At 60.9% G+C, this 26,834-nt stretch carries 23 protein-coding genes; 10 read left to right on the forward strand and 13 right to left on the reverse strand.

All coding sequences use genetic code 11. From position 1 onward, the window contains the following. Positions 1-91: 91 nt before the first annotated feature. Together VNX23_RS25795 and VNX23_RS25800 are read right to left on the reverse strand one after the other, a co-directional pair. Positions 92-1,159, reverse strand: a complete 1,068-nt coding sequence (locus VNX23_RS25795) for a GGDEF domain-containing protein (protein WP_325634416.1) — start codon at positions 1,157-1,159, stop codon at positions 92-94. A 118-nt stretch (positions 1,160-1,277) separates the two neighbouring features. After that, positions 1,278-2,708 carry a DEAD/DEAH box helicase gene (locus VNX23_RS25800; RefSeq protein WP_325634390.1) on the reverse strand — a complete coding sequence of 477 codons (1,431 nt, stop codon included), beginning with the start codon at positions 2,706-2,708 and terminating at the stop codon, positions 1,278-1,280. Positions 2,709-3,111: 403 nt separating this feature from the next. Here VNX23_RS25800 and VNX23_RS25805 point away from each other — a divergent pair, with 403 nt between their 5' ends. Both VNX23_RS25805 and VNX23_RS25810 read left to right on the forward strand, forming a co-directional pair. Next, positions 3,112-4,728, forward strand: coding sequence for a caspase family protein (locus tag VNX23_RS25805; protein WP_414643081.1), 1,617 nt, complete (start codon positions 3,112-3,114; stop codon positions 4,726-4,728). Next, the gene (locus VNX23_RS25810; RefSeq protein WP_325634391.1) at positions 4,644-5,894 is read left to right on the forward strand and encodes an FAD-dependent oxidoreductase; all 1,251 of its coding nucleotides are present in this window, start codon (positions 4,644-4,646) and stop codon (positions 5,892-5,894) included. The genes VNX23_RS25805 and VNX23_RS25810 overlap by 85 nt, the downstream gene beginning before the upstream one ends. A gap of 293 nt (positions 5,895-6,187) precedes the next feature. On the opposite strand, the gene VNX23_RS25815 is transcribed toward VNX23_RS25810, so the two are convergent. The 4 genes from VNX23_RS25815 to VNX23_RS25830 all read right to left on the reverse strand — a co-directional run bounded on the left by VNX23_RS25815 (position 6,188) and on the right by VNX23_RS25830 (position 10,214). After that, positions 6,188-6,373: a hypothetical protein gene (locus VNX23_RS25815; RefSeq protein WP_325634392.1), complete on the reverse strand. Its 186-nt coding sequence runs from the start codon at positions 6,371-6,373 to the stop codon at positions 6,188-6,190. A gap of 308 nt (positions 6,374-6,681) precedes the next feature. Beyond that, positions 6,682-7,467 (reverse strand): porin family protein, encoded by a 786-nt coding sequence (locus VNX23_RS25820; protein WP_325634393.1) that lies wholly within the window; start codon positions 7,465-7,467, stop codon positions 6,682-6,684. A gap of 186 nt (positions 7,468-7,653) precedes the next feature. Next, on the reverse strand, positions 7,654-9,711 hold the full coding sequence (gene parE, locus VNX23_RS25825) for a DNA topoisomerase IV subunit B (protein ID WP_325634394.1): 2,058 nt from the start codon (positions 9,709-9,711) through the stop codon (positions 7,654-7,656). Positions 9,712-9,845: 134 nt separating this feature from the next. After that, positions 9,846-10,214, reverse strand: coding sequence for a hypothetical protein (locus VNX23_RS25830; protein ID WP_325634395.1), 369 nt, complete (start codon positions 10,212-10,214; stop codon positions 9,846-9,848). A gap of 356 nt (positions 10,215-10,570) precedes the next feature. Between VNX23_RS25830 and VNX23_RS25835 the strand changes: the two genes are divergently transcribed. The 3 genes from VNX23_RS25835 to argC all read left to right on the forward strand — a co-directional run bounded on the left by VNX23_RS25835 (position 10,571) and on the right by argC (position 13,067). Continuing rightward, a complete protein-coding gene (locus tag VNX23_RS25835; protein ID WP_325634396.1) occupies positions 10,571-11,101 on the forward strand; it encodes a DedA family protein in 531 nt (176 codons plus the stop codon). A gap of 320 nt (positions 11,102-11,421) precedes the next feature. After that, complete coding sequence (locus VNX23_RS25840; protein WP_325634397.1) at positions 11,422-12,090, forward strand: FMN-binding negative transcriptional regulator; 669 nt, start codon at positions 11,422-11,424, stop codon at positions 12,088-12,090. Continuing rightward, the gene (gene argC / locus VNX23_RS25845) at positions 12,087-13,067 is read left to right on the forward strand and encodes an N-acetyl-gamma-glutamyl-phosphate reductase (RefSeq protein ID WP_325634398.1); all 981 of its coding nucleotides are present in this window, start codon (positions 12,087-12,089) and stop codon (positions 13,065-13,067) included. The genes VNX23_RS25840 and argC overlap by 4 nt, the downstream gene beginning before the upstream one ends. Before the next feature lie 126 nt (positions 13,068-13,193). Here argC and VNX23_RS25850 read toward each other — a convergent pair whose 3' ends face one another. The 4 genes from VNX23_RS25850 to VNX23_RS25865 form a co-directional block, all read right to left on the reverse strand. Continuing rightward, entirely contained in the window at positions 13,194-14,183 is a 990-nt protein-coding gene (locus VNX23_RS25850; protein WP_325634399.1) for a 4,5-dihydroxyphthalate decarboxylase, read from the reverse strand. Beyond that, positions 14,180-15,577 carry an MFS transporter gene (locus VNX23_RS25855; protein ID WP_325634400.1) on the reverse strand — a complete coding sequence of 466 codons (1,398 nt, stop codon included), beginning with the start codon at positions 15,575-15,577 and terminating at the stop codon, positions 14,180-14,182. The genes VNX23_RS25850 and VNX23_RS25855 overlap by 4 nt, the downstream gene beginning before the upstream one ends. A gap of 275 nt (positions 15,578-15,852) precedes the next feature. Continuing rightward, positions 15,853-16,251 (reverse strand): MAPEG family protein, encoded by a 399-nt coding sequence (locus tag VNX23_RS25860; protein WP_325634417.1) that lies wholly within the window; start codon positions 16,249-16,251, stop codon positions 15,853-15,855. A gap of 87 nt (positions 16,252-16,338) precedes the next feature. Next, positions 16,339-18,141: a class I poly(R)-hydroxyalkanoic acid synthase gene (locus VNX23_RS25865; protein WP_325634401.1), complete on the reverse strand. Its 1,803-nt coding sequence runs from the start codon at positions 18,139-18,141 to the stop codon at positions 16,339-16,341. A 254-nt stretch (positions 18,142-18,395) separates the two neighbouring features. On the opposite strand from VNX23_RS25865, the gene VNX23_RS25870 reads away from it, so the two are divergent. From VNX23_RS25870 to VNX23_RS25890, 5 genes are all read left to right on the forward strand, one after another. Then, positions 18,396-18,740, forward strand: coding sequence for a hypothetical protein (locus tag VNX23_RS25870; protein WP_325634402.1), 345 nt, complete (start codon positions 18,396-18,398; stop codon positions 18,738-18,740). Positions 18,741-18,934: 194 nt separating this feature from the next. Beyond that, complete coding sequence (locus tag VNX23_RS25875; RefSeq protein WP_325634403.1) at positions 18,935-20,155, forward strand: LL-diaminopimelate aminotransferase; 1,221 nt, start codon at positions 18,935-18,937, stop codon at positions 20,153-20,155. A 38-nt stretch (positions 20,156-20,193) separates the two neighbouring features. Further along, entirely contained in the window at positions 20,194-21,513 is a 1,320-nt protein-coding gene (locus VNX23_RS25880) for a homoserine dehydrogenase (RefSeq protein ID WP_325634404.1), read from the forward strand. A gap of 216 nt (positions 21,514-21,729) precedes the next feature. Then, positions 21,730-22,728, forward strand: a complete 999-nt coding sequence (gene glpX / locus VNX23_RS25885) for a class II fructose-bisphosphatase (RefSeq protein ID WP_325634405.1) — start codon at positions 21,730-21,732, stop codon at positions 22,726-22,728. Between the two features lie 125 nt (positions 22,729-22,853). Continuing rightward, positions 22,854-23,573, forward strand: coding sequence for a haloacid dehalogenase type II (locus tag VNX23_RS25890; protein WP_325634406.1), 720 nt, complete (start codon positions 22,854-22,856; stop codon positions 23,571-23,573). Positions 23,574-23,700: 127 nt separating this feature from the next. Here VNX23_RS25890 and VNX23_RS25895 read toward each other — a convergent pair whose 3' ends face one another. The 3 genes from VNX23_RS25895 to VNX23_RS25905 all read right to left on the reverse strand — a co-directional run bounded on the left by VNX23_RS25895 (position 23,701) and on the right by VNX23_RS25905 (position 26,804). Beyond that, a complete protein-coding gene (locus VNX23_RS25895; RefSeq protein ID WP_325634407.1) occupies positions 23,701-24,534 on the reverse strand; it encodes a hypothetical protein in 834 nt (277 codons plus the stop codon). Between the two features lie 178 nt (positions 24,535-24,712). Further along, complete coding sequence (locus VNX23_RS25900; protein WP_325634408.1) at positions 24,713-25,129, reverse strand: DUF6152 family protein; 417 nt, start codon at positions 25,127-25,129, stop codon at positions 24,713-24,715. A 337-nt stretch (positions 25,130-25,466) separates the two neighbouring features. Then, the gene (locus tag VNX23_RS25905) at positions 25,467-26,804 is read right to left on the reverse strand and encodes an LLM class flavin-dependent oxidoreductase (RefSeq protein WP_325634409.1); all 1,338 of its coding nucleotides are present in this window, start codon (positions 26,802-26,804) and stop codon (positions 25,467-25,469) included. Between the last annotated feature and the right edge of the window lie 30 nt (positions 26,805-26,834).

Raw genomic sequence — 26,834 nt, forward strand, 5'->3', positions numbered from 1 at the left:
GAATCAGAACCGAGGCTCTAATCTTTTGTTTTGATGCGTTTTCTTCACGCGAACCGGTATCCACTTCGCTCGAAAACGCTATAGCGCCCGGTCAAGCAACCTGGGTGCTGGTTTCGGCGCGATATTCCGGGTCTGCCTCGCACACCACGCGGTTGCGCCCCGCCCGCTTGGCGGCATAAAGACAGGCGTCTGCGCGCTCGATCAGTGAATCCGTGTCGTCGCCGGGCTTGAGCATCGATACACCGACCGAAATGGTGACGCGGCCGAGAATCTCGCCGGTGGATTTCTTTTTCAATTCCTTCGACATCACCGCACGCCGGATATGGTCGGCGACGGTGAGCGCCTGCCGCAATGCGGTATTGGGCAGCACGACCGCGAATTCCTCGCCGCCGTAGCGGGCGGTGATGTCCTGCCCCTTGATCGTTTGCTTCAAGGACATTCCAACCAGCCGCAGCACCTGATCGCCGGTGAGATGACCGTAGGAGTCGTTGAATGATTTGAAGTGGTCGATGTCGAACATCAGAAGCGAAAGCGGCTCGCCGCTTGCCATTGCATTCTGGACCGCGATCTCGATCGAACGATCGAAATATTTGCGGTTGCCGAGGCCGGTGAGGGGATCGGTGAGGCTTTCGGCCCTGATCGCCTCGAGGCTTTGCTGGAGAGAGCTGATTTCGGTTTTCGACAGCGTCAGGCGCTCTTCCAGCGCCTTGTTGGTGTCGCGCATCTGCCTAGTCGCATGCAGCAGGGATTCGACGATCGCCTTGATCTGGTCGCCGTTCTCCGCGCTGGCGAGCCTCTGGCTCGCCCCTGCAAGGCTCGCGTCATAGCTTGTCGACATGCTGAGCGCCTCGCCGAGGAGCCTCACGACGTCGTCGATTTCGGTGATCACGCGTGCGCCGACCCTGTCAATGCGGTCGGTGGTCTTGATATGGGAGAGGTAAGTCTCGTAGATCTGCTCGAGGTCGGCTTCGGTCAGCTTGCCGTTGCGCGAGAGCGTCTCGTTGATGATCTTGTTGAGAGGCGGATTGTAGCCGGTCGCGTAGACGTACCAGATCTCGTAGTTGCGGGGCACGGCAGTTTGCCGCAGCGACCTGATCTGGCCCAGCGCCAGTTCGGCGAAGGCCATCGTACGTTCATGATCGTCGAGCACAGATAATATCCCCAGGCGGCGGAAGGCCTCCGTCGCCGCATTAAATCGCATAAATTATCAGGACAAGTTAATGGACGTTGATGAATGACCCGTTAAACGGGAAATGGCCTTCGCGACTGCAAAATGTTCAGACGCGGGCGCGGACCGGTCGCAACAGGAACGCCGGCAGGTGCGAGTGATCGGCAGGCTCCAGCGGTTCGGGCTGGGTCGAGGGGATGCGTCCGATCGAAGGTGGACGCGAGGCGGGTGGTGCGGGCTGGGAGGCATGCGCAGCGACGCTCGTCTGCGACTGCGAACCGCCGCTTCGACCGCCGCGCCGGGACTCGCGCTCGCGGCGTGGCTTGCGGCCGCCGCGCGATCCTTCCTTTCCGCCTTCGCGCGATCGCTCGCGCGGCTGCAACTCCGAGCCAACATGCTCCTGCGCATCACTCTCGGCCTTGCCTTCGGCGAGTGGAATGCTTTGTCCGATCAGCTTTTCGATCGCCACCATCGATTTCTGGTCGAGCCGGGTAACGATCGAAATCGCGGTGCCGCTGCGGCCGGCGCGCCCGGTACGGCCGATGCGGTGGACGTAGTCGTCGGCATGATGCGGGACGTCGAAGTTGAAGACATGGCTGACGGCGGGGATATCGAGACCGCGCGCCGCGACGTCGGAAGCAACCAGCAGCGGGATTTCGCCTTTGCGGAATTGATCAAGGGCCGCGGTTCGCGCCGACTGATCCATGTCGCCATGCAGCGCGCCGACGCTGAAGCCATGTTTCAGAAGCGATTTGTGAAGGACGGCGACCTCGCGCTTGCGATTGCAGAAGATGATCGCGTTGTTGAGATCCTTGGCGCCGCGCAACAGGTTGCGAAGGATCTCGCGTTTCTCGTGCGCTTCGCGGCCGGCGGGCACCTGCAACTGCGTCACGGTGGCGACAGTGGTCGCGGGTTTGGAAACTTCCACCTTTTCGGGATTGTGCAGGAAGGTCTCGGTGATGCGCCGGATTTCCGGCGGCATCGTTGCGGTGAAGAACAGTGTCTGCCGGGTGAACGGCACCAGCTTGCAGATGCGCTCGATATCGGGAATGAAGCCCATGTCGAGCATTCGGTCGGCTTCGTCGATGACGAGCAGCTCGACCCCGGTGAGCAGTAATCCGCCGCGTTCGGTGTGGTCGAGTAGCCGGCCGGGCGTTGCGATCAACACGTCGACGCCGCGGGTCAGTTTGGAGTCCTGATCACCGAACGAGACCCCGCCGATCAGCAGCGCCACGTTGAGTTTTTGTCCGGCGCCGTATCGATCGAAACTTTCCTTGACCTGGGCGGCGAGTTCGCGCGTAGGCTCAAGAATCAGGGTGCGCGGCATGCGCGCTCTGGCGCGGCCCTTTTCCAGCATCGTGAGCATGGGAAGGACGAAGGCCGCGGTCTTGCCGGTGCCGGTCTGGGCGATGCCGAGAACATCTCGGCGGGCCAGAACGTGGGGAATCGCCTGTTCCTGAATGGGGGTAGGGGTGGTGTATCCGGTGGCCGCAACGGCGGCGAGCACCTTTTCGGACAAGCCGAGATTTGAAAAAGACATTTAGCCTCTGGCAGATACCGCCGTTTGGAATCTCGAAAAAGACTGTCGCGATCAACCCCGGAACGGCACGCAAATTTGCACGGGATTTTCGGATACGCAGACAGGCGGCTTGTTCAAGATATCGCGCTTCGATACCGGGCCGCGTCGCAGGCGAACATAGGGACGAATTGGCCAAAGTCAATGGAGCACACGCGGGAAGTGTTGAAAAAGCTTAATGTTTTGGCACAAATGCAAGCTTCCATGGCCGTTCCTGGACGAGAGATGGCGGATGGAGCGTGCTTGGTGGAGAGCGGTGCTTGTTGAACCGCCGGTCTCAGGTCATCGACTATAGCGCATGCGGGGCCTGCGTCCCGTCCATGAGAGGTGTGTGGAAACGCGCTTTTTCAAAAGTTGGGGAACACGGATGAGAGGCTGGCTGTCGTTTGGGAACGCACTCGCATTAGCTCTGGCGACGCTTTGGTTGGCTTCTGCGGCGCCTGCGCATGCGGAAAAGCGCGTGGCGCTTGTGATCGGGAACAACGACTACAGGAATGTCCCGAAATTGCAGAAGGCGGTCAACGACGCCCGCACCATGGGCGAGGTGCTCAGGCAACTCGGCTTTTCCGTGATGATTGCGGAGAATCAGACCCGCCAGGCCTTCAGCGAAACCCTGCTCGCCTTCGACAAGGTGGTCGAACCTGGTGACACCGCGTTCTTCTTCTACGCCGGCCACGGCTTCGAGATCGCGGGGCAGAACTTCCTGCTTCCGACCGATGTTCCTGCTGCGACTGAAGGCCAGGAAGAACTGGTGCGCGATGCCTCGATTCTCGCCGACCGCATCATCGAGCGCTTGCAGAACAAGAAAGCGCGCACCGCGATTCTGGTCTTCGATGCCTGCCGCAATAATCCGTTCGAGCGGGTGGGGACTCGCGCGGTCGCCGGCGGCGGCGGCCTTGCCCCGATGACGCAATTGCCGGAAGGCGTTTTCTCGGTGTTTTCGGCGGGTCCCCGCCAGACCGCGCTCGATCGGTTGTCCAACGACGACAACAATCCCAATTCGGTGTTCACGCGGATCTTCGCCAAGGAGCTCTTGCAGCCCGGCGAAAACCTGGTCCAGGTCGCCCAACGCACCCGCCGCATCGTCAGCGAAATGGCCGAGACGGTGAAGCACAAGCAGATCCCGGTCTATTTCGATCAGATGGTCGACGACGTGTTCCTCAACGGCATGGCGAAAGCGCCACCCCAAGCCGCCACGGAAACAAAGCCGGCGGAGCCGCTGCAGAAGGTTGCCGCATTGCCGCCAGTGTCGGTGCCGCGCGTCCCGCCGGCAGGCGACAGCGTCAATGCGCCGATTGCGATGTTCTCGCGCCACAATGGCGGCTGGACCGTGGTGTTTTCGATCGCCGATCCGACCCTCGGAATCTCATGGCGCATGGGGGATGCCGGTGAATTCCGCGAGACCGGCTTCCTCGATACGCTCGACCCGCGAACCCGCAGGCGAATGCCCAATCCCTCGATCGAGCTCGCCGCCGACGCGCCTGCCGCGACCATCCAGGTGCGCTATGTCGACGTATCGGGCGAGATGCAGGGACCGTTCCCGATCAGGTTCGATCCGGAAGCAGCTCTCATTCACGATCAGCGGAAAATCCTGGACATGACTGCCACCAGCTGGCTGTCGTTTCGCGAGTTCAACGGACTTTTGGTCTATTACACGCATTTGATGTCCTATCGCTGCGCGATCCGCCAGGTGAAGATCGGCATCGACACCGCGGTTCCCGACCGGGTGTTGAACATGCCGCCCTGTGACATGAAGGATCCCGGCGCCATCCCCTACGACGCCAGGCCCTATCTGAAACTTTCACCGACGAACCAATTCGTCTCGGTCGAGTTGACCTATCGCGACGGCAGCGTGTCGGAGATCAAGAGCTTCCGCCGCGGATCAACAAGAGCCAGGTCATGGACGCGGCGAATTCTGTCGAGCAATCAGCTCGGCGCATCCACACAAGGTGTTGCATCGTGGGCGGCGGTCCCGCCGGCATGATGCTCGGATATCTATTGGGACGAGCCGGCATCGAGACGCTGGTGCTGGAGAAGCACGCCGATTTTTTCCGCGATTTCCGCGGCGACACGGTTCATCCTTCGACCTTGCAGATAATGGACGAGTTGGGACTGATCGACGATTTCCTGAAGCTTCCGCATCAACAGCTGCAGAAGATGGAGGGCAAGTTCGGCGAGACGACCCTTCGCATTGCCGATCTCGGCCGGCTCCACGTCAAGTACCCGTTCGTCGCCTTCATGCCGCAATGGGATTTTCTCAATTTCCTGCGCGAGAAAGCCAAACGATTTCCATCGCTGAAGGTGATGATGCAGGCCGAAGCCGCCGATCTGATCTGGTCGGGCGATAGCGTAGTCGGCGTCGCCGCCGTCACGTCGGCAGGACGATTGGAGATCCGCGCGGAATTGACGATCGGCTGCGATGGCCGGCATTCCACCGTGCGACAATGCGCGAGACTGGAGGTCGAGGAGATCGGCGCGCCGATGGACGTGCTCTGGTTTCGCGCCGGCAGGCAGGCGAATGAAAACGAAAGGCTTTTCGCGCGGATTCAAGCCGGCAAGATGCTCGTCACCTTCGATCGCGGCGATTACTGGCAATGCGCCTATGTGATCCCGAAGGGGCAGAATGATGCAGTGAAGGCGCGTGGGCTGGAGGCGTTTCGCGACGACGTGATTGGCATGGCACCGATCCTCGCATCGGGAATTTCAGACTTGAAATCGTGGGATGATGTGAAGCTGTTGACGGTCGCGATCAACCGGCTGAAGCGGTGGACGCGAGCCGGGGTGCTTTGCATCGGGGACGCGGCGCACGCGATGTCGCCGGTGGGCGGCGTGGGCGTCAACCTCGCGATCCAGGATGCGGTCGCGGCCGCGAATTTGCTGGCCGCCAAGCTCGCAAAGGACTGCCCGACGGAAGATGAGCTCGATGCCGTGCGGCGACGTCGCGAGTTCCCGGTGAGGATGACTCAGGCGATGCAGGTTGTCGTTCAGAACAACATCATCAGCCTCGCCATCAAGGGCGGAGATCAACCGCTCCGCGTTCCCATGCTGGTGCGCCTTGTCAGCGCGATACCCTGGTTGCAGCGGATTGCCGCGCGCTTCATCGCCGTCGGCGTACGCCCGGAGCATGTGCGTTCGCCGGCGCAGGGATAGTCGGCGCGGTAAGGGCGACGCGGATCCATCCCCCCGCGTGCGCAAGCGAGTGGTGGGGAGGGAAGGCCGCAGTGAAGCGAAGGCCAGGGTGGGAAGCTCTTACGGAAGCTGCGCTGGAAAACAGCCAGCTGCGTAGGGTGGGCAAAAGCGCATCTGCGCCGTGAGAACCACCGTGAAAAGGAAAACGCTGCCATTTTTGGCTCTAACGTATCGCGGCATAATGAATCATATCATGGAGAATGAGGGTGGGCACGCTTCGCTTTGCCCACCCTACAATTTGCAGCGTTGCGGATTCAGCGCTTGGTCTGCCAGATCAGCACCAGGCCGAGAGCCGCGAGTGCCGCACCATATCCCGCCCACTGGATTTGGCCGATCATGAAACTCGACGCCGGCCAGGCGATCATGCCGGTACCCTGGCCGATCCAGAGCAGACCGATCGCGAGTGCGATCAAACCCAGGATCAGGAGCAACGTGCGCATGGGCTTTCCCCCTAGTGTCCCGGTTCTGACATTCGTATCCTATCGCGGATGGTTTGTTTACGAATGTCAGAACCAAAGGGACACTAGCAAATATCGGATTCCAGTGTGGTTTTGGATTTGACATTCGCCTTGAGGGCTCGCGGCAATACTGAAGCGAATGTCAAATCCACCACACTCGGTTGGCGATTTGTCGGATTTGGGACACCAGGCTGAAACCGTATCCGGCCGCGCGAGATATCGCTTTCATCGGGCAGAAAAAAGCCCCGGATCAGGCCGAGGCTTCTTGTTCGCGGACGAAAGCGAAAAGCCTAGTACCTTGCAACGACCGGGCCGCCCCAGTTGAAGCGATAGACCAGCGAGGTGCTGATCGTCTGCACCAGAGGCTTGAAGGTGATGCTGTTGGGTGCCAGCGCGCCCGTCCCATCCACGAGCTCGTTGATGGTCCGCGTGTTGTAGTAGGCGGCGCGGTATTCGGTCTTCATGAACCAGTTGGGGCCAAGGAAGCCGAACAGGGCGAGCTTGTTCTCAACACCGCCACCAATGAACCAGCCGTTCTCGGTGAACGAATTGGTGTGGAAGCCTGACGCAGCGCCCGTCAATGAGTTCACGAGGCCCGTGCCATTCCAATTGGATCCGCTGTATCCGCCATTCACGTAGGAGTAGACGGTTGGTGCGACCAGATAGCCCAAGCGAACGCCAACGGCCCAGTTGTCCTGATTCTTGATAAAACCAGTGGTTTGGCCGAGCTGGTCCTGAATCGTACCCTTGAGGCTTCCGAACTGGCCGTCGGCGAAAATGCCAGCGACCCAATCGCCGCTGAACTGCCAATCGTAACCGGCACCGACCGTGCCGTACCAGCCATCACCACCCTGCTTTTGGATGACGCAGGTCTGGCAGATGCCGGTCACCGTGCTCACAACCTGGGTGTTTGCGTCCCAGACGCCGCCGCCTGCGCCACCGAAGAAGTAGAAGCCGGTCCAATTGTATGCGGGGGCAGGCGGTTGATACATTGGCGCCCTTGCCGGCAAATCCGCTGCCAAGGCCGATCCACTGAAAGCCGCGATTGCCGCCAGAGCCAAAATCAGTTTTTTCATTTCAACTTCCTTGAACGAGCGCGGCAAGGCGCGATAGCGTCGAATCTGCCGCTAGTTATAGCCGAACCCCTCGAAAAAACTGTTGCCAGGGGGGCACACCGGGCGGAAAACATTTGCCGGCACCATGTATGCTACAACCAATTGATTTCATGAGATAATCTGCGAGGTATGCCGGCAAGCGCCTTCTCAGACATCGAGCAGATCATCGCTGGCGAACTCCGCCTTATCGGAGATGAAGGCAAAGCGGGCTTCGGCCTTGGTACCCATCAGCCGTTCGACGGAATCGGCCGTACCTTCCCGGTCGTCGGCGAGCAGGACCACGCGCAGCAGCGTCCGCTTCGCCGGGTCCATCGTCGTCTCTTTCAGTTGTGACGCCATCATCTCGCCCAGCCCCTTGAAGCGGCCGACTTCCACCTTGGCGTTGGCGTTGAATTCGCTCTTCAAGAGCGTGTCCCTGTGGGCCTCGTCCCGGGCGTAAACCGTCTTGCTGCCATGCGTGAGCCGATAGAGCGGCGGCACCGCGAGATACAAGTGGCCCTCATCGATCAGCCGCGGCATCTGGCGATAGAAGAATGTGATCAGGAGCGAGGCGATATGGGCGCCGTCGACGTCGGCATCCGTCATGATGATGATGCGGGAATAGCGCAGATCCTCTTCGCGATAATGCGCGCCGGTGCCGCAGCCGATGGCCTGGATAAGGTCCGCAAGCTGTGCGTTTGCGGTGAGCTTGTCCTTGGTGGCGGAGGCGACGTTGAGGATCTTACCGCGCAGAGGCAGGATCGCCTGGGTCTTGCGATCGCGCGCCTGCTTGGCGCTGCCGCCGGCCGAGTCGCCTTCGACGATGAAGAGCTCCGAGCCCTCGGCGGCCGTATTGGTACAATCGGCGAGCTTGCCCGGAAGACGCAGCTTCTTGACCGCGGTCTTGCGCGAAATCTCCTTTTCAGCGCGGCGGCGCAGCCGCTCTTCGGCGCGTTCGACCACGAAATCCAGAAGCTTGTTGGCTTGCAGCGGATTGCCCGACAGCCAGTGGTCGAACGGGTCCTTGATCGCCTGTTCGACAATGCGCTGGGCTTCCGCCGTGGCGAGGCGGTCCTTGGTCTGGCCCTGAAATTCCGGTTCGCGGACGAACACCGAGAGCATCACGGCTGCGCCCACCATCACGTCTTCGGAAGTGACGGAGGAAGCGCGCTTGCCCTGACCGACGCGTTCGGCGTGATCCTTCAGTCCGCGCAAAAGCGCGCTGCGCATGCCGGATTCGTGGGTGCCGCCGTCCTGCGTCGGAATCGTGTTGCAATACGAGGAAAGGAAGCCATCGGCGTCCGCAGTCCAGGCCACCGCCCATTCGCAGGCGCCGTGAGCACCGACCCGTCCGGATTTTCCGGAGAAGATATCCGGATGCACCAGCGTGTCGGCGTGGATCGCCGCCGCCAGATAGTCCTTCAACCCGCCTGGGAAGTGAAAGCTGGCTTCTGCCGGCACGTCCTCGACGCCCTTGAGCGATGAAGGATCGCAGCGCCAGCGAATTTCCACGCCGCCGAACAGATAGGCTTTCGAACGCGTCATCTTGAACAGGCGCTGCGGCTTGAACGTGGCCTTGGCGCCGAAGATGTCTGAATCCGGCTTGAAACGGATTTTGGTGCCGCGGCGGTTGTTGATCTTGCCGAGATCTTCCAGCTTGCTCCTGGGATGGCCGCGCTCAAACGCCATGCGGTAGAGCTTTTGGCCGCGTGCGACTTCGACCTCGAGCCGCGAGGACAACGCGTTCACCACCGATACGCCGACACCGTGAAGTCCGCCCGAGGTCTCGTAGACCTTGGAATCGAACTTGCCGCCGGAATGCAGCGTACACATGATGACTTCGAGGGCGGATTTCTTCGGGAATTTCGGATGCGGATCGACGGGAATGCCGCGGCCGTTGTCGGTGACGGTCAAAAATCCGTCTGAGCCAAGTTCCACCTCGATGAAGCTGGCATGGCCGGCCAGTGCCTCATCCATCGAATTGTCGATGACTTCGGCGAACAGATGATGCAGCGCCTTTTCGTCGGTGCCGCCGATATACATGCCGGGACGACGCCGTACCGGCTCAAGGCCCTCGAGTACCTCGATGTCGCGCGCGGTATATCCGGCTTCCGCGCTTGTCGAGCGCGAAGCAACCTTCAACGACGCGCGGCCCTTGCTGCCGGCAGCGCCGAACAAGTCATCGGGAGCCTTTGTTTTATCACTAGATTTCAATGGCTTAGGCATAGTCTTTCACGTGTTGCGGGGATGCGGTCGCGGCCCGAATCGATCTGTCTGACTATGCCACGGATGGACTTAAAAAGTGACCGCAGTGGGAGCGCGTGACCCTTAAAGGTGAGTCCAAAACCACGCGATTGAGGTCAAGCCAGCGAAGTCCTGAACACGATGACCGCGAATAGTGCCATCGCAGCGACGACGATCAGCGATCCCAGAACCGGCGCGATAATGAACGAGGTGCCCTTGAGGATCACAATGGCGACGCCGGCCGGAAACAGGATTCCGCCAGCGATCTGGAGCCAGCCCTGCAGTTTCGCCAGGGCGCTGTTTCCCGCCGCTGGAACGAGCTTGTAGTAGAGCCCGAACACGAACAAGAGGACGCCGCCGACCAGATTGAGATGCGCGTGCGCCGGCGCCAGCGTGAAGTCCTGTTCAATCCCCATCGCGATTCCCGCGACCATGCCGAACAGCAGAATCGCAACGCTTGCACACATCATCAGTGATCCAATCATATGCTTTAATCCCGTGCTTATTGGTTGGTAATGAAGGGCGGGGGTGCGTGCCCCAAGGCTCACGAATCCACCGCATTGCTGATATTCGCTGCTAAGGACTCGCGGCGATACTTCAGCGAATCTCAAGTCCACCGCACTGGTGTCCCGGTTCTGACATTCGCGCGATGAGGATTAGCGGCGACCCTGAAGCGAATGTCAAATCCACTCCACTAGTGGGCTTTGGTTCAGAAGTCCGCGTGACGTAGTCGCGAGCTGCAATGATGCGGACTTCCGAACCGCTACAATGGTATTGTGACTTGATGTCCTCGATCAGGCCAGCTTAAACAGGGGCCTTTGGCCCAGAAGGACCTCTTGGAATGGAAGATCTCACGCGCGCGCTGGCCGAATTCGTGCGTGACCATCAAGCGTGGGCTTCACCGATCGTCCTGTTGCTGGCATTCGGCGAATCGCTTGCCTTCATCTCGCTCTTGATCCCGGCGTGGGGAGCGCTGGTGGCCATTGGCGCGCTGATCGGTGTCAGCGGCATCAGTTTTTGGCCGGTCTGGATTGCCGGCAGCATCGGCGCGGCGCTCGGCGACTGGGTCTCCTACTGGTTTGGTTTCAGATACAAGGAGCAAGTTGCGCAGCTGTGGCCGCTGTCGCGTTACCCGGAAATTTTGCCGCGCGGCGAGGCGTTCGTAAGAGCCTGGGGCGTGCCCAGCATTTTCATCGGGCGATTTTTCGGACCCCTGCGTGCCTCCGTGCCGCTTGCGGCCGGGATTTTCGAGATGCCTTACTGGCATTTCCAATTGGCCAACTTCATATCGGCGTTCGTCTGGTCGGCGGCGCTGCTCTTGTTCGGTGACGTGATCGCGCAAATCGCCGAATGGCTCTGGCGCGTTGTCTGAAGTCCGATAACCCAAGGCTGCCTTGCCGATTTGGCTGCCAAGCCGGCTCTCGCAGGCCCATTTGCGGACCATTTCAAGCGCCGTTGACCGATTTTTCGTCTCAAGCCGCCTTGACGCCAACCGGGCGTAGCCTTATAGGCCGCGGCATGATCAATGCTGCGACCCCCGTTGTCCTGGCTCGCCGCCGCCGCACCCCTGCGGCATGGGCGGATATCTGCGCATAAGATACGCCTCTGCCGCCGGATCGTCTTCCGCGGCTCTTTGATCTCCAAGATACGCGGTTCGATCTGGCGGCTCCTACCTCGAAGCAGGAGTTTCAGATGTACACGCCACCGATGTTCAGACCCGAGCGCGCCCAGAGCCTTGCCTTTGCGGAGGCGCGCGGCTTTGGCACCGCCTGCGCCTTCGACGGTGAGAGGCCGATCGCATCGCTGATGCCGTTCTATCTCGACTATGCGGCGGACGGCACACCTAGGGCTCTTTTTCATCTCGCCCGCGGCAACCCGCTGATCAAACTTGCAGATGGAACATCGTCCTGGCTGCTCGCAGTCGGCGGCGCGGATGCCTATGTATCGGCGGATTGGTATGTCTCGCCGGATCAGGTGCCGACCTGGCTTTACCAGGCCGTCCATTTGACCGGGCCGGTGCGAAAATTGTCCGACGACGAACTCGCGGTCCAAATTGAGACCTTGAGCGCGAAGTTTGAAAACTGGCTGGCGCCGAAGAAGCCGTGGACACCGGCCAAGATGACGGCCGGGCGCTTGGAAGCAATGAAGAAGGCGATCGTAGGCTTGGTCATGACCGTTGTTGAAGTCGAGGGCAGTTTCAAGCTCAACCAGCACAAGTCCGAGGCCGATTATACGGCCGTCGCGGCGGCTTTGGCCGTGCGTGAGGACAACGGCTCACAACAGATTGCTGGCTTGATGCGAGAGGCGCGGCCGCGAGCTTTCGCGAACGATACGAACACGCTCGAAAGGAGCGCGCCATGACGCTTTCCGATACCCACCAGGCCACGACCAAGTCCGCCGGGACCAAGCCTTCGGTGTTCGTTGACGGTGCCGCGGGGACCACCGGCCTTGGCATTCGCGAGCGCCTTTCATCGCAGAACGATGTCGTGGTGAAGAGCATCGCCGAGGAAAAGCGCAAGGATGCGAGTGCAAAGCGCGCGCTGATGGAAGAGGTGGATCTCGTCATCCTCTGCCTGCCCGACGATGCGGCGAAAGAGACGGTTGCGCTGATCGACGGCATGGGCAACGCGGCTCCCAAGGTTCTCGACGCGTCGACTGCTTTTCGGGTCGCCGGCGATTGGACCTATGGCTTTCCGGAGCTCGCGCCGGACCAGGCCGACAAGATCAGGGCGGCGCGGAAGGTCGCCAATCCCGGATGCTATCCGACCGGAGCGGTGGCGCTCTTGCGACCGCTCGTCGATGCCGGTCTTGTGCCGGCGGATTATCCCATCACCGTCAACGCGGTCAGTGGCTATTCGGGTGGGGGAAAGTCGATGATCGCGAGCTTTGAGGATGGCAGCGCGCCAGCCTTCGAGCTCTATGGGCTGGGCTTCGAGCACAAGCACATTCCAGAGATGCAGCTCTATTCGAAGCTTTCGCGCCGCCCGCTGTTCGTGCCCTCCGTGGGCGACTACCGGCAGGGCATGCTGGTGTCCGTACCCTTGCAGCTCGATACGCTCCCGAACCAGCCGTCGGGCTCCGACCTCCACGGCACGCTCGCCAGGCGCTATGCCGGCAGCGCTTACGTCTCGGTCATGCCGCTGGAAAATCCGGCCGCGAAGACGGGGCGGATCGAGCCCGAGGCGTTGAACGAGACCAACATGCTCGAACTCTACGTCTTTGCCAGCGAGAAGCACCGCCAGGCGGTTCTCCTCGCCCGCCTCGACAATCTCGGCAAGGGCGCCTCGGGAGCAGCCGTGCAGAACATGCGGCTGATGCTGAACTTGAGGGACAAATAGCGCGCCGCGGACGAGCCACGTTGCAAGTCGAGCCACGTTGCAGTTCTGTCGCCGCAGCGTGGCGTCGGGGTGCGCGGGTGGGCCAAAGCGCTGTTCACGCGGCTTTGGCGTCGATCCATCGCAGCTTCACACCCTGACCCGAGACAAAACCTGTTCCGGGAATAGATCTTCGGGTGCGAGGCGGCGATGACAGACGCCTTGCTCTTCGGCGTATTGCAGGAAGGCATCTAACGTCGTGCGGTTGGCGTCAACGCCATAGGGCCAATGATCCCTCCCGAACAGTTTTTGCGCCTGGCGCGTGTGCTCGAAGCACCACGGAATGGGAAAGCGCGGCGCCGTCACCTCCAGCGCGCGTGCGACACTGCGTTGCTTTGCCTCCTCAAAGGCCTTGAAGAGGTTGGTGGCGATCCAGGGATGGGCCTCGACCGTCGCCCGCTGCAGCGCGATGACGTGCATGATCGGAAAAATGCCGGTCGCGCGGTAGTATTCCGCCTCGACCGCCATGTAATCCTCGAACAAGCGGGTGATGTCCGGATCGCCGTTCTCGAAACAATCGGGCGGGTGCGCCGACAAGACCGCATCCACCTCACCCTCGACCAACATCCGGCTCAAGCTCCTTGTTGGCGCCGCTTTCAGGCGAATGCCGCTCGGCAGCTTGAGCGTCACCTTCTCGCCGCGGCCGGGCTCGTTCACACCCGCTTGTATCCACTCGATGCCTGCCAGATCGATGCCGTGTTGATGCGCAAGCAGCCCGCGCGAATAAACCGCCGCGGTCTGCGCCCATTCCGGAAGGCCGATCCGTTTGCCGGCGAGATCCTGCGGCGTGCGGACGGCGCCGTCGCGGCGAACATAGATCGATGAATGGCGGAAGATGCGTGAGGGAAAGACTGGAATAGCGGTCAATGTGCGGTCGCCTTGAGAAATGAGCGAGGCGTATTTCGCAAACGACACTTCGGATACGTCCCACTCGCGGTATTTCAGAAAGCGAAAGAAGATTTCCTCGATTGGCAGGTCAAGGCATGTGAGCCGGATGCCTTCGGGCACAATGCGCCCCGAGGTCAGATCTTCCACATGGTCGTAACGGCTGATCGCCAGCGTGAGTGGGACTTCGTTCATGGTCGATGGCCTTCCGACGCCGGATAGAGCGGCGAAGGCATCGCACTTGACGCAGCCGCAACTCCCGCCGCGCGGTTGCGCAGGATCGGAAGCCGCCCGAGAAAGAAGAGGGCGCCGGCCGAGATCAGAACCGGCGTGGAGGCGGCCGCGAACAGCATGCCGAGCGGCAGGCCGAAGGCGAGCAATTGACCCCCGACCATAGGCCCAAGGATGGATCCAATGCGGCCGACGCCGAAGGCCCAACCGGTGCCGGTCGAACGCATGTAGGTGGGATAGAGTGTGCCGGCCAATGCGTTGATGCCGACCTGGCCGCCGATGATGCAGAAACCGGCAACGATCACCAGTGCCATCAGGGGCGTCTCGTTGGTCCCGACATGGCCGAGTGCTGCAATGCACGGCACTGCGACCAGGAAGGCGGCGACGATGCCAAGCGTGCCGATGCGATCGAGCAACCGACCGACCACCAGGCTTCCGACCGCGCCGCCGCCCTGCAGGAGAGCGGTTGCAATCACCGCATGAGCGAGCGGAACGCCGCTTTCGGCGACAACGGTCGGCAGCCAACTCGTCAAAAAGTGCAGCGAGACCATGTTGGCGGCATAGGCAAGCCACAACAGCGCGGTCATCGAAGCCCGGCCGTCGGCGAACAGGTGTGCCACCGGCAAGCCTTCCCTGTTCTCCTCTTCGATCGCGAGCGAGGCGTAATCGGGAACCGCAAGGTCGGGGCGGACGCGGCGCAACAGGCCGATCACGAGGTCAGTGCGGCCGCGCGTGACCATCAAGAAGCGCACCGATTCCGGCAGCACGAACAGTGAGACAACGCCAATCGCAATGGGCAGCACGCCGCCCACGACAAAGACACTGGGCCATCCCCAGGCCGGAATAAGTTGCGCGGCGATGACGCCGCCAAGCGCGGAGCCCACCGTGTAACCGATAAACATCACGCCGACTCGGGTCGCGCGTTCGCGCGTCGGGGCATATTCCGTCACCAGCGCGATGGCATTGGGGATCGAGCCGCCGAGTCCGACGCCGGCGATGGTTCGCAACACCAGGAGCGATGTGAGCCCATCGGCCCAGGCGCTGCAAAGAGTGAAAAGGCCGAATAGCAGGGAACCGGCGACGATCATGCGCTTGCGGCCGAAGCGGTCGCCAAGGTTGCCAAGGATGGTGGCGCCAAGCATGAAGCCGCCCAGGCCCGCACCGAACACCACGCCGAACGCCGCCTTGTCCGAGTGCCACGCCTTGATGATGGCAGGTGCGGCGTAACCGACCACCTGCATGTCGTAGCCCTCGATGAGCATGAAGGTGCAAATCCAGAACATCAAGCCGGCCTGGAAGCGGCCGAACCTCTGACCCTCGATCAATGCTCCGACATCGACGGATGCCGCCTTTGTCATGCCTTCCTCGCTTTGGAATCAGTGTGACACACTGGATGCGGCAGGGCTGCAGCAGGTCGTGCTGTTTTTAAACGTTCGTTGCCAAAGGCGCGTCAACGACGCGCTGTAATCCGAGGCCCATGGTCAGCGTCCCATGGGTCCAGGGTCTGAACGAGGTCCCTTGATTCCAGGCATTCGCAAAAGCGCCCGCGGCAACACGATTTGCTGGTGGTCCTTTGATTCCAACATTCGCAAAAGTGCTTGCCTAGACGGGATGCGAATGTTGTGACCACCAGTCAGACCACTTTGAAGATCGCCAGCACCAGCACCACCTGCGCGAAGAAGCCAATGGTCCAGGCGAGCGTCCGAAATACCGGCACGCCCATTGTGTAGACCACGAGATGCGCCACGCGCGCCCAGAAATAAACCGCAGTGGCGTAAACGGTCCATTTGGTCGAATAATCGAGTTCAGCCAGGATCAGCACCAGCGGCGCGAAGGTCACGAGGTTTTCGACCGCGTTGTCATGGGCAAACATCAGGCGCGTGGCCCATTCCGCCTGCGGCTTGTCGTTGCGCGACGGATTGCCCAACGTCCCCATCATGCCGCGCACGGAAATTCGATTGAGAATGTAGGGAACCCACAACGATCCCGTCAAAATCACCGTCAAGGTGAGCCAGAACAATTCGGGTGTCATCAATCCAGGCGTCATTTTTTCCCCCTGCCAATTATGCCGATCATCCCCGTCGGCACGTTCACTTATACCCGAGCCTGTGTGGTTGCGCTACGCACGAACGCGGACGTAACTGCCGGGCGCGTCCTCGAGCGGAGGCAGTTCGGCTGTCCCGACCGCGCGTGCGGGCACTTGCTCGCCTTCGATTGACTGAAGCCATTCCCGCCAGTCGGGCCACCATGATCCCTTGTGCTCCCGGGCGCCCTTGAGCCACTCCGCAAGTGTCAGGTCCTTGATATTGTCGTTGGTCCAGTATTGGTACTTGCCCAGCGATGGCGGGTTGACCACGCCGGCGATGTGTCCGGATCCCGACAACACATATTTCACGGGTCCGCCAAAAAATTGCGATCCGTAAAGCACCGAATCGGCCGGCGCGATGTGATCCTCCCGCGTTGCCAGATTGTAGACCGGCACCTTCACCTTCGACAGATCAAGCAGCGTGTTGTCGAGCACCATGGTGCCCGACGACAGGCGATTCTCCAGATAACAGTTTCGCAGGTAATAGGAGTGATTCGCAGCCGGCATCCGCGTTGCGTCGGAATTCCAGTGCAACAGGTCGAATGCCGAGGGCTGCTGTCCCTTCAGATAGTTGCTGACGACATAGGACCAGATCAGGTCGTTCGATCGCAGCATGTTGAACGCCATCGCCATTTTGGCGCCCTCGAGCACGCCCGAAGCCTGCATGTCGCGCTCGATCGCCGAGACCTGATCTTCGTCGACGAACACAAGAAGATCGCCGGCGTGGCTGAAATCGACCTGCGCCGCGAGGAAGGTCGCCGAGGTCACGCGGACGCGGCGTTTGTCAGCAAGCCATGCCAGCGTGGTGGCGAGCAGGGTTCCGCCGACGCAGTACCCCATCGTGTGGACCTTCATTTCCCCGGTGACGCGCTCGATGGCGTCCATCGCCGCCAGCGGGCCCTGTTTCATGTAGTCTTCCCAGGTTTTGGCGCGCAGGCTCTTGTCCGGATTGATCCACGAGATCACGAACACGCTGATGCCCTGGTCGACGCACCACTTGATGAAGGATTTTTCCGGCTTCAGGTCCAGGATGTAGAATTTGTTGATCCACGGCGGCACGATCAGGAGCGGCGTGCGCAGCACATTCTCCGTCGAGGGTTCATACTGGATCAGCTGCATCAACTCGTTCTGGAATATCACCTTGCCTGGAGTCGTCGCCATGTTGACGCCGACTTCGAGGTTGGAAGGATCGGACTGGCGGATGCGCAACGTGCCGCGTCCCGCCTCGATGTCTTCGGCGAGCATTTTCATGCCGCGAACAAGGTTGACGCCGTTGGATGCGAGTGTTTCGCGCAGCACTTCCGGATTTGTCAGCACGAAGTTGGAAGGTGCCATCGCATTCGTGATCTGCTGCACGTAAAATTCGGCTTTCCTGCGGGTGTGCGGGTCGAGGCCGTCGGCATTTTTCACCAGTTCCTGCGCCCATTGCGCCGTCAGCAGGTAAAGCTGAAGCACGAAATCGAAGAACTGGTTGGATTTCCATTCCGGATCGGCAAACCGCTTGTCGCGCGGAGAGGGCGCGATTGCAGGCGGCGCCTCCTCGCCGGCGAGGCGGCGCATCGACGATCCCCACAGATCGAGATAGGCCTTGGCGATCCTGGCCTGGACTTCGGCCGCGCGATCCTGGTCGGACATCCAATATTCCGCCACTGCGCTGAACGTCTTGACGAGCTCGGTGAGCTCGTTCGGCGGCTGGTCCCTCACTTCGCCGTCTTCGCGGGGCTGCAGATAGGCCGCGAGCGCCTTGCCGCCATTCTCCATCGCTCGCGCAAGATTCATCGCGAAAGCTTCGGGGTCGAACTTCTTTGCATTCTGTTCTGTCGTGACGTTTGCCATGCGCGACACTATAGGTTCATTTTCATCATCGTCACCGCGCAGATCGACCCTGACAAGCTCGAAAGCCAAACTTGCCGAGTTGTGTGTTGCACTGCGACATTTTACCTTTGTCCGGTCACATTGAGGCCGTAGCGATGAAACTTGTCGTTTCAGCTTTTAATGATTTCGGACGACAATGGTTTGAGCGGCCAGCCTCAACCTAGTAGATAAGTGTCGGTGGGTGCCACGTAAGGCGGGTTAGGGATGGCGAGGGCATGTCGACGGGTTGGGTAACGCGGGGACGAGCCATCTGCGCGCTGCTGGTGTCGGCGCTGGCCTTGAGTGCGCTGACCTTGGGCGGCTGTTCGATTTCGATTGCCGATTTGCCGCTGGGTGGAACCCCAGCCGAGGCGCCGCCACGTCCGAAGGATGCCGGTGCCTACCTGCCGATCAACGAACGACCTCCCGAGCGTGAAGAGGCGGTGATGGACCCCGCCGAGCGGGCCAGGATTGAGCGCGAATTGATCGCGGCAAGGGAACGTCAGGCCTCGGCGGTCGGCGCCAAAGACACCAAGGATGCCAAGGAGGTTAAAGACGCCAAAGACACGGCTGCAAAGTGACGTGGCCGCTGGCGCGGACGGGCGTCCGTGGTAAAAGAACTCAAATTCAACCGTCAATTTGGACAACCAGGCAGGATTTGCGCCTGATTTCGTGCTAAATCTCTGATTTCGTGCGATTTCTCGACAAGACCGACCCAGGTTTCGCAGCATCGTCTGTTGGCGATTCCGCTTAAAGGTTGTCGGAGCAGGGTTCTATGGAAGATTTTTACCGTATCCGCCGTCTGCCGCCCTACGTATTCGAGCAGGTCAACCGGGCCAAGGCGGCAGCACGGATTGCCGGCGCCGATATCATCGATCTCGGCATGGGCAATCCGGATTTGTCGACCCCGCCCCACGTTCTCGAAAAACTGAAGGAGACCCTGGGAAAACCGCGGACCGACCGGTACTCGGCTTCGCGCGGAATTACCGGCCTGCGCAGAGCGCAGGCGGGCTATTACGACCGCCGCTTTGGCGTCAAACTCAATCCGGAAACCCAGATCGTGGCGACGCTGGGTTCCAAGGAGGGGTTTGCCAATGTCGCCCAAGCAATCACCGCGCCCGGCGACGTCGTGCTGTGCCCCAATCCGAGCTACCCCATTCACGCTTTCGGGTTTCTGATGGCAGGCGGAGTTATCCGCTCGGTCCCTTCGGAGCCGACGCCGCAATTTTTCGAGGCGGTCGAGCGGGCCATCATCCATTCGATCCCAAAACCGCTTGCGATCATCGTCTGCTATCCCTCCAATCCGACCGCCTATGTCGCCGATCTCGATTTCTACAGGGATCTCGTGGCTTTCGCGAAAAAGCACGAGATCTTTATCCTGTCGGATCTGGCCTATGCGGAGGTCTATTTCGACGACAAGCGCCCGCCGCCTTCGGTGCTGCAGGTTCCCGGCGCCATCGACGTGACGGTCGAATTCACCTCGATGTCGAAGACCTTTTCGATGGCCGGGTGGCGGATCGGATTCGCCGTCGGCAACGAGCGGATCATCGCCGCGCTGGCGCGCGTGAAATCCTATCTCGACTACGGAGCGTTCACGCCGATCCAGGTCGCTGCGACCGCAGCCCTCAACGGTCCGGAAGATTGCATCCGCGAGATGCGCGACACCTACCGCAAGCGAAGGGACGCGCTGGTGGAGTCGTTCGGCCGCGCCGGTTGGGAGATTCCGCCGCCGCAGGCGTCGATGTTCGCCTGGGCGCCGCTGCCTCAAGCCTTCCGCGGGATCGGCAGCATGGATTTTGCGACCCTCATGGTCGAGAAATCAGGCGTCGTGGTTTCGCCAGGGGTAGCCTTTGGCGAGCACGGCGAGGGCTTTGTCCGTATTGCGCTCGTGGAAAACGAGCAGCGCATTCGCCAGGCTGCCCGCGGCGTCCGTCGCTTCCTTGAAAGCGGCATCCAAACGTTGCACAACGTGGTTCCTCTCGCCAACCGGCGCTAGGAATCCGGTCTTCTCTCTTCCGTTAGGTTTTTCCCGTCATGGTCGCACCCCTGAAAGTGGGTATTGCGGGGCTCGGCACCGTGGGTGCCGAAGTGGCCCGTCTGATCGAGCAGCAGGGCCGCATGCTGTCGGCGCGCAGCGGACGCGGCGTTCGCGTCGTCGCCGTCACGGCGCGTTCGAAGGTAAAAAAGCGCGGCATTGATCTGCGCGGCATTGTCTGGGCGAAAAATCCGCTGGCGCTCGCGAGCGATCCCGAAGTCGATTGCTTCGTGGAACTGATGGGCGGATCGGGAGAACCGGCACTGTCGGCGATCGAGGCGGCGCTGAAATCCGGCAAGTCGGTCGTGACCGCCAACAAGGCGCTCATTGCGAGGCACGGCCTTCGCCTGGCGAAGTTGGCCGAGAAAAATGGCGGCGCGTTGAATTTCGAAGCGGCGGTCGGCGCCGCGATCCCCGTCGTCAAGACTTTGCGTGAAGGTCTGGCCGGAACGACGGTCAATCGCGTCTATGGCATTCTCAACGGCACTTGCAACTACATCCTGACCCGGATGGAACAGGAGGGTTTGTCATTTGCCGAATGCCTGAAAGATGCGCAGCGGCTCGGTTATGCGGAGGCCAATCCGTCTTTCGATGTCGACGGACATGATACCGCGCAGAAACTTGCGATCCTTGCCAGCCTCGCCTTCGGCACCAAAATCGCCCAGAGCGCGATCTATGTGGAAGGCATCTCCTCGATCAAGCCGGAAGATTTGCGTGCGGCTGCGGAACTCGGATATCGCGTCAAGCTGCTCGGCGTCGCGGTTCGGACCGCCAAGGGCATCGAGCAGCGCGTCCATCCTACCATGGTGCCGAAATCATCCTCGATCGCGCAAGTCATGGGCGTGACCAACGCGGTGACCATCGACGGCGATGGCATTCCGCCAATTACGCTGGTGGGTCCAGGCGCGGGCGGTGCCGCAACGGCCTCGGCTGTCGTCGCCGATATTGCCGACGTCGCGCGCGACATCCGCGCCCTGCCGTTCGGCCGGCCGGCGGAACGGCTGCGCGAGACCAAAAAAGCCCCGATGGAGCGGCATGAAGGCGGTTACTATATCCGCCTGATGGCGCGCGACCTTGCCGGCACCGCCGCAACCATCGCCACCCGACTTGCGGAACAAAAAATTTCTATTGAATCAATCGTCCAGCGCCATCCCGATGGCGTTGACGCGAACGGAATGGCGAGGAAAGCTGCGCCGGTGCCTGTCATTTTGATCACCTATGCCACCCACGAGGACGCGGTACATCGCGCGCTAGCGGCGGTGCAGCGCGACAAGGTGATCAGCGGGCGGCCTCAGGTGATACGGATCGAAAAGAACTGACCTGCTCATGCATGATCCGGGAAAAAAAGGGAGAGCCGGTTTTCCTTAGCTAACAAACGCGAATGCGTTTGCGCGGAGATCATGCGCAGACAATGGGCTGAAGCGCGATGTCATTCGAGTTCGAACCATCGCGCGCCAGATGCCAATTGACGACGAAGATTAAGAAAATGCGGACCCGAAAGATCCGCAAAGTTTAAGTCCTGAAGGAGTCCGCCGATGTCGACCCATATTTCCGTTCCGCCGCAGTTATTGCTTGAACGGATCCTGACGCTCGAGATCGTGCGGGTGACGGAGCGCGCCGCGGTGTCGGCGGCGCGGCTGCGGGGTCACGGCAACGAAAAGGCCGCCGACCAGGCCGCCGTCGATGCGATGCGCCGCGAACTCAACAAGCTGCCGATCGAAGGCACGATCGTGATCGGCGAGGGCGAGCGCGACGAGGCGCCGATGCTTTTCATCGGCGAGAAGGTCGGGCTCAATGCCGGTCCCAAGGTTGATATCGCCGTCGATCCGCTCGAAGGTACGACGCTTTGCGCCAAGAACATGCCCGGCGCGATCGCGACCATGGCGATGGCCGATGGCGGCACGCTTTTGCACGCGCCCGACGTCTATATGCAGAAATTGGCGATCGGTCCGGGTTATCCGAAGGGCATTGTCGAACTCGATGCGCCGCCGGAAGACAACGTCCGCAAGCTGGCCAGGGCCAAAGGCGTCGAAGCCTCGGCCATCACCGTGCTGGTGCTCGACCGTCCGCGGCATGCGGATATCATCAACAGCGTGCGTTCGACCGGCGCGGCCGTGCGTCTGATCACCGACGGCGACGTCGCGGGTGTTATCCATTGCGCCGACCCCGACAATACCGGGGTGGACATGTATATCGGCACGGGTGGCGCGCCCGAAGGCGTGCTGGCCGCGGTTGCGCTGCGCTGCATCGGCGGCCAGATGCAATGTCGGCTGATTCTCGACAGCGAGCAAAAACGCGAGCGCGCCCGCAAGATGGGCGTCACCGATCCGCGCGCGGTTTACGAGATCGAGGATTTGGCCAGGGGCGACTGCCTGTTTGCGGCCACCGGTATCACCGACGGCTCCATGCTTTCGGGCGTCAAGTTCCGCAAGGGCGTGATCGAGACGGAAACCGTCGTCATGCGCTCGGTGACGGGTACCGTCCGTTATATCAGGGCCGAACACCGGCAACTCGACAAATTCTATCTCGATTAATCTTGTCATTCCGGGACACGCGTAGCGTGGGCCCGGAATCCATCGTGCCGCATTACTTTTGGAGGAATGGATTCCGGGTTCGCATCTGACGATGCGCCCCGGAATGACGTTAGAAGGACTTACACATGTCCGACCTTTCCCAAATCAAAGCCCTCATCTTCGACGTCTTCGGCACCGTGGTCGATTGGCGCACCAGCCTGATCAATGATTTCACGGCATGGGGCAAAAAGCGCGGCATCAACGCGGACTGGACCGCGCTGGTCGATGGCTGGCGCGCAGTTTATGCCGCGTCGATGGACGAGGTCAGGAAGCATCCCGAACGCGGCTACGTGATCCTCGATACGCTGCATCGCCAGTCGCTGGAAAAGCTGGTCGAACAACTTTCGATATCCGGACTTGATGACGCCGACCTGCATTACCTCACGATGGGCTGGCACCGGCTCGACCCCTGGCCCGACAGTGTCGCCGGGCTGACCCGGCTGAAGACGAAATACATCATCGGCACGCTCTCGAACGGTAATGTCGCGTTGCTCACGGAGATGGCGAAGTTCGCAAAGCTGCCGTGGGATGTCATCCTGTCGGCGGAGTTGTTCGAGCACTACAAGCCGGACGCGGAAACCTACCTTGGCGCGGCGCGCCTGCTTTGCCTGCCCCCCGCGCAGGTCATGATGGTGGCGGCCCACAATCACGACCTGAAGGCCGCCCAGAAGCTGGGATTGAAGACCGCCTTCGTCGCGCGCCCGACCGAATATGGCCCTTTGCAGAAATTCGACTTCGAGGCGAAGGGCGACTGGGATGTCGTGGCCAAAGATTTTGGCGAGCTGGCCCAGCGCGTGGGGTGTTGAGCAGATTTCTTTGCGGTGGCGGACATAGGGTGGGCAAAGCGAAGCGTGCCCACCATAAAAACAGTCATTGCAACTTGGTGGGCACGGCGCGTGCGCCTTTGCCCACCCTACGATCCACCGTCGTCCCTCACTTTTTTGACTGGCGGAAATAGCGCAAGTCGGGCGGCGGCTGGTCCTTCTTGGCCGGCATCAGCAGGCCGTCCGCGCCGATGAAGTAGTCGTCCTTGCCGATGCTGACGTGGTGGTTGTCCTCGGCGCATTCGTTGGGCAACCAGACCGGATTGCGCTCCCGCCGGTAGCTCTTGGTCACCGTCCACGGGCGGGTGAGCGCGTGATCGATGGTGGTGATCTCGTCATGGAGAAGGTCGGGCTTCGCCGCGTCGAGGAAGATGCGCTCCTTGATGACCGTCTGGTTGTCTTCGTGCAGCGGCAGGCCGCTTCCCTCGAACGTGCGCGGGCCCTTCATGTAGCGGGTTTCGATCTCAAGCAGATTGAAGCTTCCCTTTCCGTCCTGATCCACCCAGTGGCCGATCGAATAACCCGCAAAGGACGGCTCCGGCTCGGCCGGCCAGCTGCGGCCGTCGGTATAGATGCGACGCGGCAGGTTGTCCTCGAACAGGATGTAGGTGATCTTCGGCTGCACGATGAACTCCATCGGATAGATCACGTTCATCATCCGTGGCATGCCGTGCGGCAGGCAGGAGGTGTGTTCGTTCAGCCCGTGGCCGCCGGCGGCGATATCGGCAAGGCTCGCCTCGAACTTGGCCTGGTATTCGGACGTGAGTGGCGCCTGCTGGCCACGGCCGAGCGGCTTGGTCGGGTCGAACTGGATGCCGCCGGTGCGAAACCATTGCCCGCTCCAGTCGGGATATTTTCCTTCACCATCGGCCCGCGCACCTGATGTCGCGAGTGTCAGCAAGGCCAGCAGCGTAACCGGGCCGATCAGACGGCGATGGGTCATCACGCTGCCTCCTCACACTAGTGATCGGATTCTAACATTCGCATCCCCTCTCAGCGCCCACTTTGCGAATGTTAGAACCATAGGATCACTGGAAAGTATTAGATTCTAGTGTAGTTTAGGATTTGACATTCGCTTTCCGGACTCGCGGCTTGGGGGAGCGAATGTCAAATCCACTACACTAGCGCGACACGTCGGACGATTCGGGAAAACCGCTGCGGTGCGACACTTCGAGCACGCGCCCGTCGCGGAAGCTGATCTGATCCGCCGCCCAGGCGCCGCCCGGCGCGCCGCTGCGCAGCGGTGCAATCCGCATCCTGAGCTCATCGCCGGGCTTGAGGGTCTTGCTGGTCCAGCCATCCCGGACGAGAGCGCTCGGGCTCTGGCCCTCAAGGCTCCAGGTAACTGTGCTGCCGTCCTCCTGCTTCACGGCCAGATAGATGAAGGTGTGCGGATTGGCAAACCTGAACTCCTGCACCACGCCTTCGAGATCGACCTGGTTGTCCCGATCGAACATCGCGAAGGAATGGTGCGCAAGTGTCGGCCCCGCAGTCAGCGCCAGCGCGATCGCCAGAAGCATGGCCAGGCGTCGTACCATGGGTGTCCCCCTGTTCGGTTGCGACCGATGTTCAGACCGACGATGTCGCTCAGCACTAGAGTCATGGATTTGCCAGTGCCCATTACTTTCCGAAGTTCGCGAAAGGTGCGCGGCTCGAGGTGTAACACGAATTTCGGAAAGTGGCACCAGTGTAGTGGATTTGACATTCGCTCCTCCCAAGCCGCGAGTCCGGAAAGCGAATGCCAAATCCTAAACTACACTAGAATCTGGTTTTTTTTCCAGTGATCCTGTGATTCTAACATTCGCAAAGTAGGGCGCCGAGAGGCTTTGAATTTGAAGCCCCAATCACCAACTTGCCGCGATACCGACAGGAACTTCAAATTCGCCGCACCAGCGGCTTCGGCAGTCCGAGATTCTCGCGCAGCGTCTCGCCCTCGTATTCACGATGGAACAGGTCGCGGCGCTGCAGCTCCGGCACGACAAGGCGTACAAAATCTTCATAAGTGCCGGGCACATGGGTCGCCGCGATCACGAAACCGTCGCAGCCGCCACCCGTGAACCATTGTTCGAACTGGTCCGCGACCATCTTCGGCGACCCGACAAAAGTCGGCATCTCACGCACCGTTCCTCGGCCACTAAAGTCGACGAAATCGCGCACCGTCGGATTGGCCTTGCCGCTGGCGGCAATGACGCGGTCACGGACGGCTTGCAGGCCGCTGATCGCCTGTAGTTCCTCAGACGTAAACGGCTCGTCGACCGGCTTCGAAGCAAAGTCGAAATTGAGCACCTCCGACAACAGCACCAGCGAATCGATCGGCTTGGCGAGCCGATCGACCGCGGCGAACTTGTCTTCCGCCTCGCTTTGCGTCTCGGCCACGATCGCGTAGACCGCAGGCGCGATGCAGGCATCGCGTCCCTTCTCGGCAAAACCGCGCTTGAAGTCCGGGTACTGCTTTTTGGCGACGTCCAGGTTCGGGTAGACCACGAAAATCAGCTCGCCCCATTGCGCGGCGAACTGCTTGCCGCGCCCGCTCTGCCCGGCCTGGATGATGACGGGATGTCCCTGGCGTGAGCGCGGCACCGTGAAAGGCCCGCGCGATTTGAAGAAGCTGCCGTGATGGTCGAGGCGGTGCACCTTCTCAGGATCGGCGAACAGACCGCTCTCGCGGTCAAAACAGATTGCATCTTCCTCCCAGCTATTCCAGTGCCCGAGAACCACCTCCATGAATTCATCGGCGCGGTCATACCTCAGATCGTGGCCGAGATGTTTTGACGCGCCGAAATTGGCAGCCTCGGAATCATTCAGCGAAGTGACGACGTTCCAGGCGGCGCGACCGTTCAGGAGAAGATCGATCGTTGCAAACACGCGCGCGACGTGGAACGGCTCGTAATAAGTCGTCGAGTAGGTGACCCCGATACCGAGCCGCTCCGTCGCGAGCCCCATCGTCAGCGCCACCGCAATCGGATCGAGCTTGGCGGCACGAATTCCGTGACGGATCGTCTCCCTGAAGTCGTCACCGTAGCGGTCCGGAATCGCGAGCCGGTCATCAAAGAACGCGAGATGGAACTTGCCGCGCTCCAGCGTGCGCCCGATCTCCTCATAATATTCGCGCGAGAACCAGTTTGGCTTCGACGAAGGATGTCGCCAGGAGGCCGGATAATTCGAGCAGTTCTGGGCCTGCAGGAAGCCGATCAGCTTCATCTGTCGGGTCATGGCACCGTTCCGTCATTACGTCTCGCGCGG

The sequence above is a fragment of the Bradyrhizobium sp. genome, assembly GCF_035570375.1.
Lineage (GTDB): Bacteria > Pseudomonadota > Alphaproteobacteria > Rhizobiales > Xanthobacteraceae > Bradyrhizobium.

What these genes read in the sequence shown, in the direction of transcription:
- VNX23_RS25800 (WP_325634390.1), bottom strand. Translation starts at nt 2,708, where the DNA reads ATGTCTTTTTCAAATCTCGGCTTGTCCGAAAAGGTGCTCGCCGCCGTT.
- VNX23_RS25805 (WP_414643081.1), top strand. Translation starts at nt 3,112, where the DNA reads ATGAGAGGCTGGCTGTCGTTTGGGAACGCACTCGCATTAGCTCTGGCG.
- VNX23_RS25810 (WP_325634391.1), top strand. Translation starts at nt 4,644, where the DNA reads ATGGACGCGGCGAATTCTGTCGAGCAATCAGCTCGGCGCATCCACACA.
- VNX23_RS25815 (WP_325634392.1), bottom strand. Translation starts at nt 6,373, where the DNA reads ATGCGCACGTTGCTCCTGATCCTGGGTTTGATCGCACTCGCGATCGGT.
- VNX23_RS25820 (WP_325634393.1), bottom strand. Translation starts at nt 7,467, where the DNA reads ATGAAAAAACTGATTTTGGCTCTGGCGGCAATCGCGGCTTTCAGTGGA.
- parE (WP_325634394.1), bottom strand. Translation starts at nt 9,711, where the DNA reads ATGCCTAAGCCATTGAAATCTAGTGATAAAACAAAGGCTCCCGATGAC.
- VNX23_RS25830 (WP_325634395.1), bottom strand. Translation starts at nt 10,214, where the DNA reads ATGATTGGATCACTGATGATGTGTGCAAGCGTTGCGATTCTGCTGTTC.
- VNX23_RS25835 (WP_325634396.1), top strand. Translation starts at nt 10,571, where the DNA reads ATGGAAGATCTCACGCGCGCGCTGGCCGAATTCGTGCGTGACCATCAA.
- VNX23_RS25840 (WP_325634397.1), top strand. Translation starts at nt 11,422, where the DNA reads ATGTACACGCCACCGATGTTCAGACCCGAGCGCGCCCAGAGCCTTGCC.
- argC (WP_325634398.1), top strand. Translation starts at nt 12,087, where the DNA reads ATGACGCTTTCCGATACCCACCAGGCCACGACCAAGTCCGCCGGGACC.
- VNX23_RS25850 (WP_325634399.1), bottom strand. Translation starts at nt 14,183, where the DNA reads ATGAACGAAGTCCCACTCACGCTGGCGATCAGCCGTTACGACCATGTG.
- VNX23_RS25855 (WP_325634400.1), bottom strand. Translation starts at nt 15,577, where the DNA reads ATGACAAAGGCGGCATCCGTCGATGTCGGAGCATTGATCGAGGGTCAG.
- VNX23_RS25860 (WP_325634417.1), bottom strand. Translation starts at nt 16,251, where the DNA reads ATGACACCCGAATTGTTCTGGCTCACCTTGACGGTGATTTTGACGGGA.
- VNX23_RS25865 (WP_325634401.1), bottom strand. Translation starts at nt 18,141, where the DNA reads ATGGCAAACGTCACGACAGAACAGAATGCAAAGAAGTTCGACCCCGAA.
- VNX23_RS25870 (WP_325634402.1), top strand. Translation starts at nt 18,396, where the DNA reads ATGTCGACGGGTTGGGTAACGCGGGGACGAGCCATCTGCGCGCTGCTG.
- VNX23_RS25875 (WP_325634403.1), top strand. Translation starts at nt 18,935, where the DNA reads ATGGAAGATTTTTACCGTATCCGCCGTCTGCCGCCCTACGTATTCGAG.
- VNX23_RS25880 (WP_325634404.1), top strand. Translation starts at nt 20,194, where the DNA reads ATGGTCGCACCCCTGAAAGTGGGTATTGCGGGGCTCGGCACCGTGGGT.
- glpX (WP_325634405.1), top strand. Translation starts at nt 21,730, where the DNA reads ATGTCGACCCATATTTCCGTTCCGCCGCAGTTATTGCTTGAACGGATC.
- VNX23_RS25890 (WP_325634406.1), top strand. Translation starts at nt 22,854, where the DNA reads ATGTCCGACCTTTCCCAAATCAAAGCCCTCATCTTCGACGTCTTCGGC.
- VNX23_RS25895 (WP_325634407.1), bottom strand. Translation starts at nt 24,534, where the DNA reads ATGACCCATCGCCGTCTGATCGGCCCGGTTACGCTGCTGGCCTTGCTG.
- VNX23_RS25900 (WP_325634408.1), bottom strand. Translation starts at nt 25,129, where the DNA reads ATGGTACGACGCCTGGCCATGCTTCTGGCGATCGCGCTGGCGCTGACT.
- VNX23_RS25905 (WP_325634409.1), bottom strand. Translation starts at nt 26,804, where the DNA reads ATGACCCGACAGATGAAGCTGATCGGCTTCCTGCAGGCCCAGAACTGC.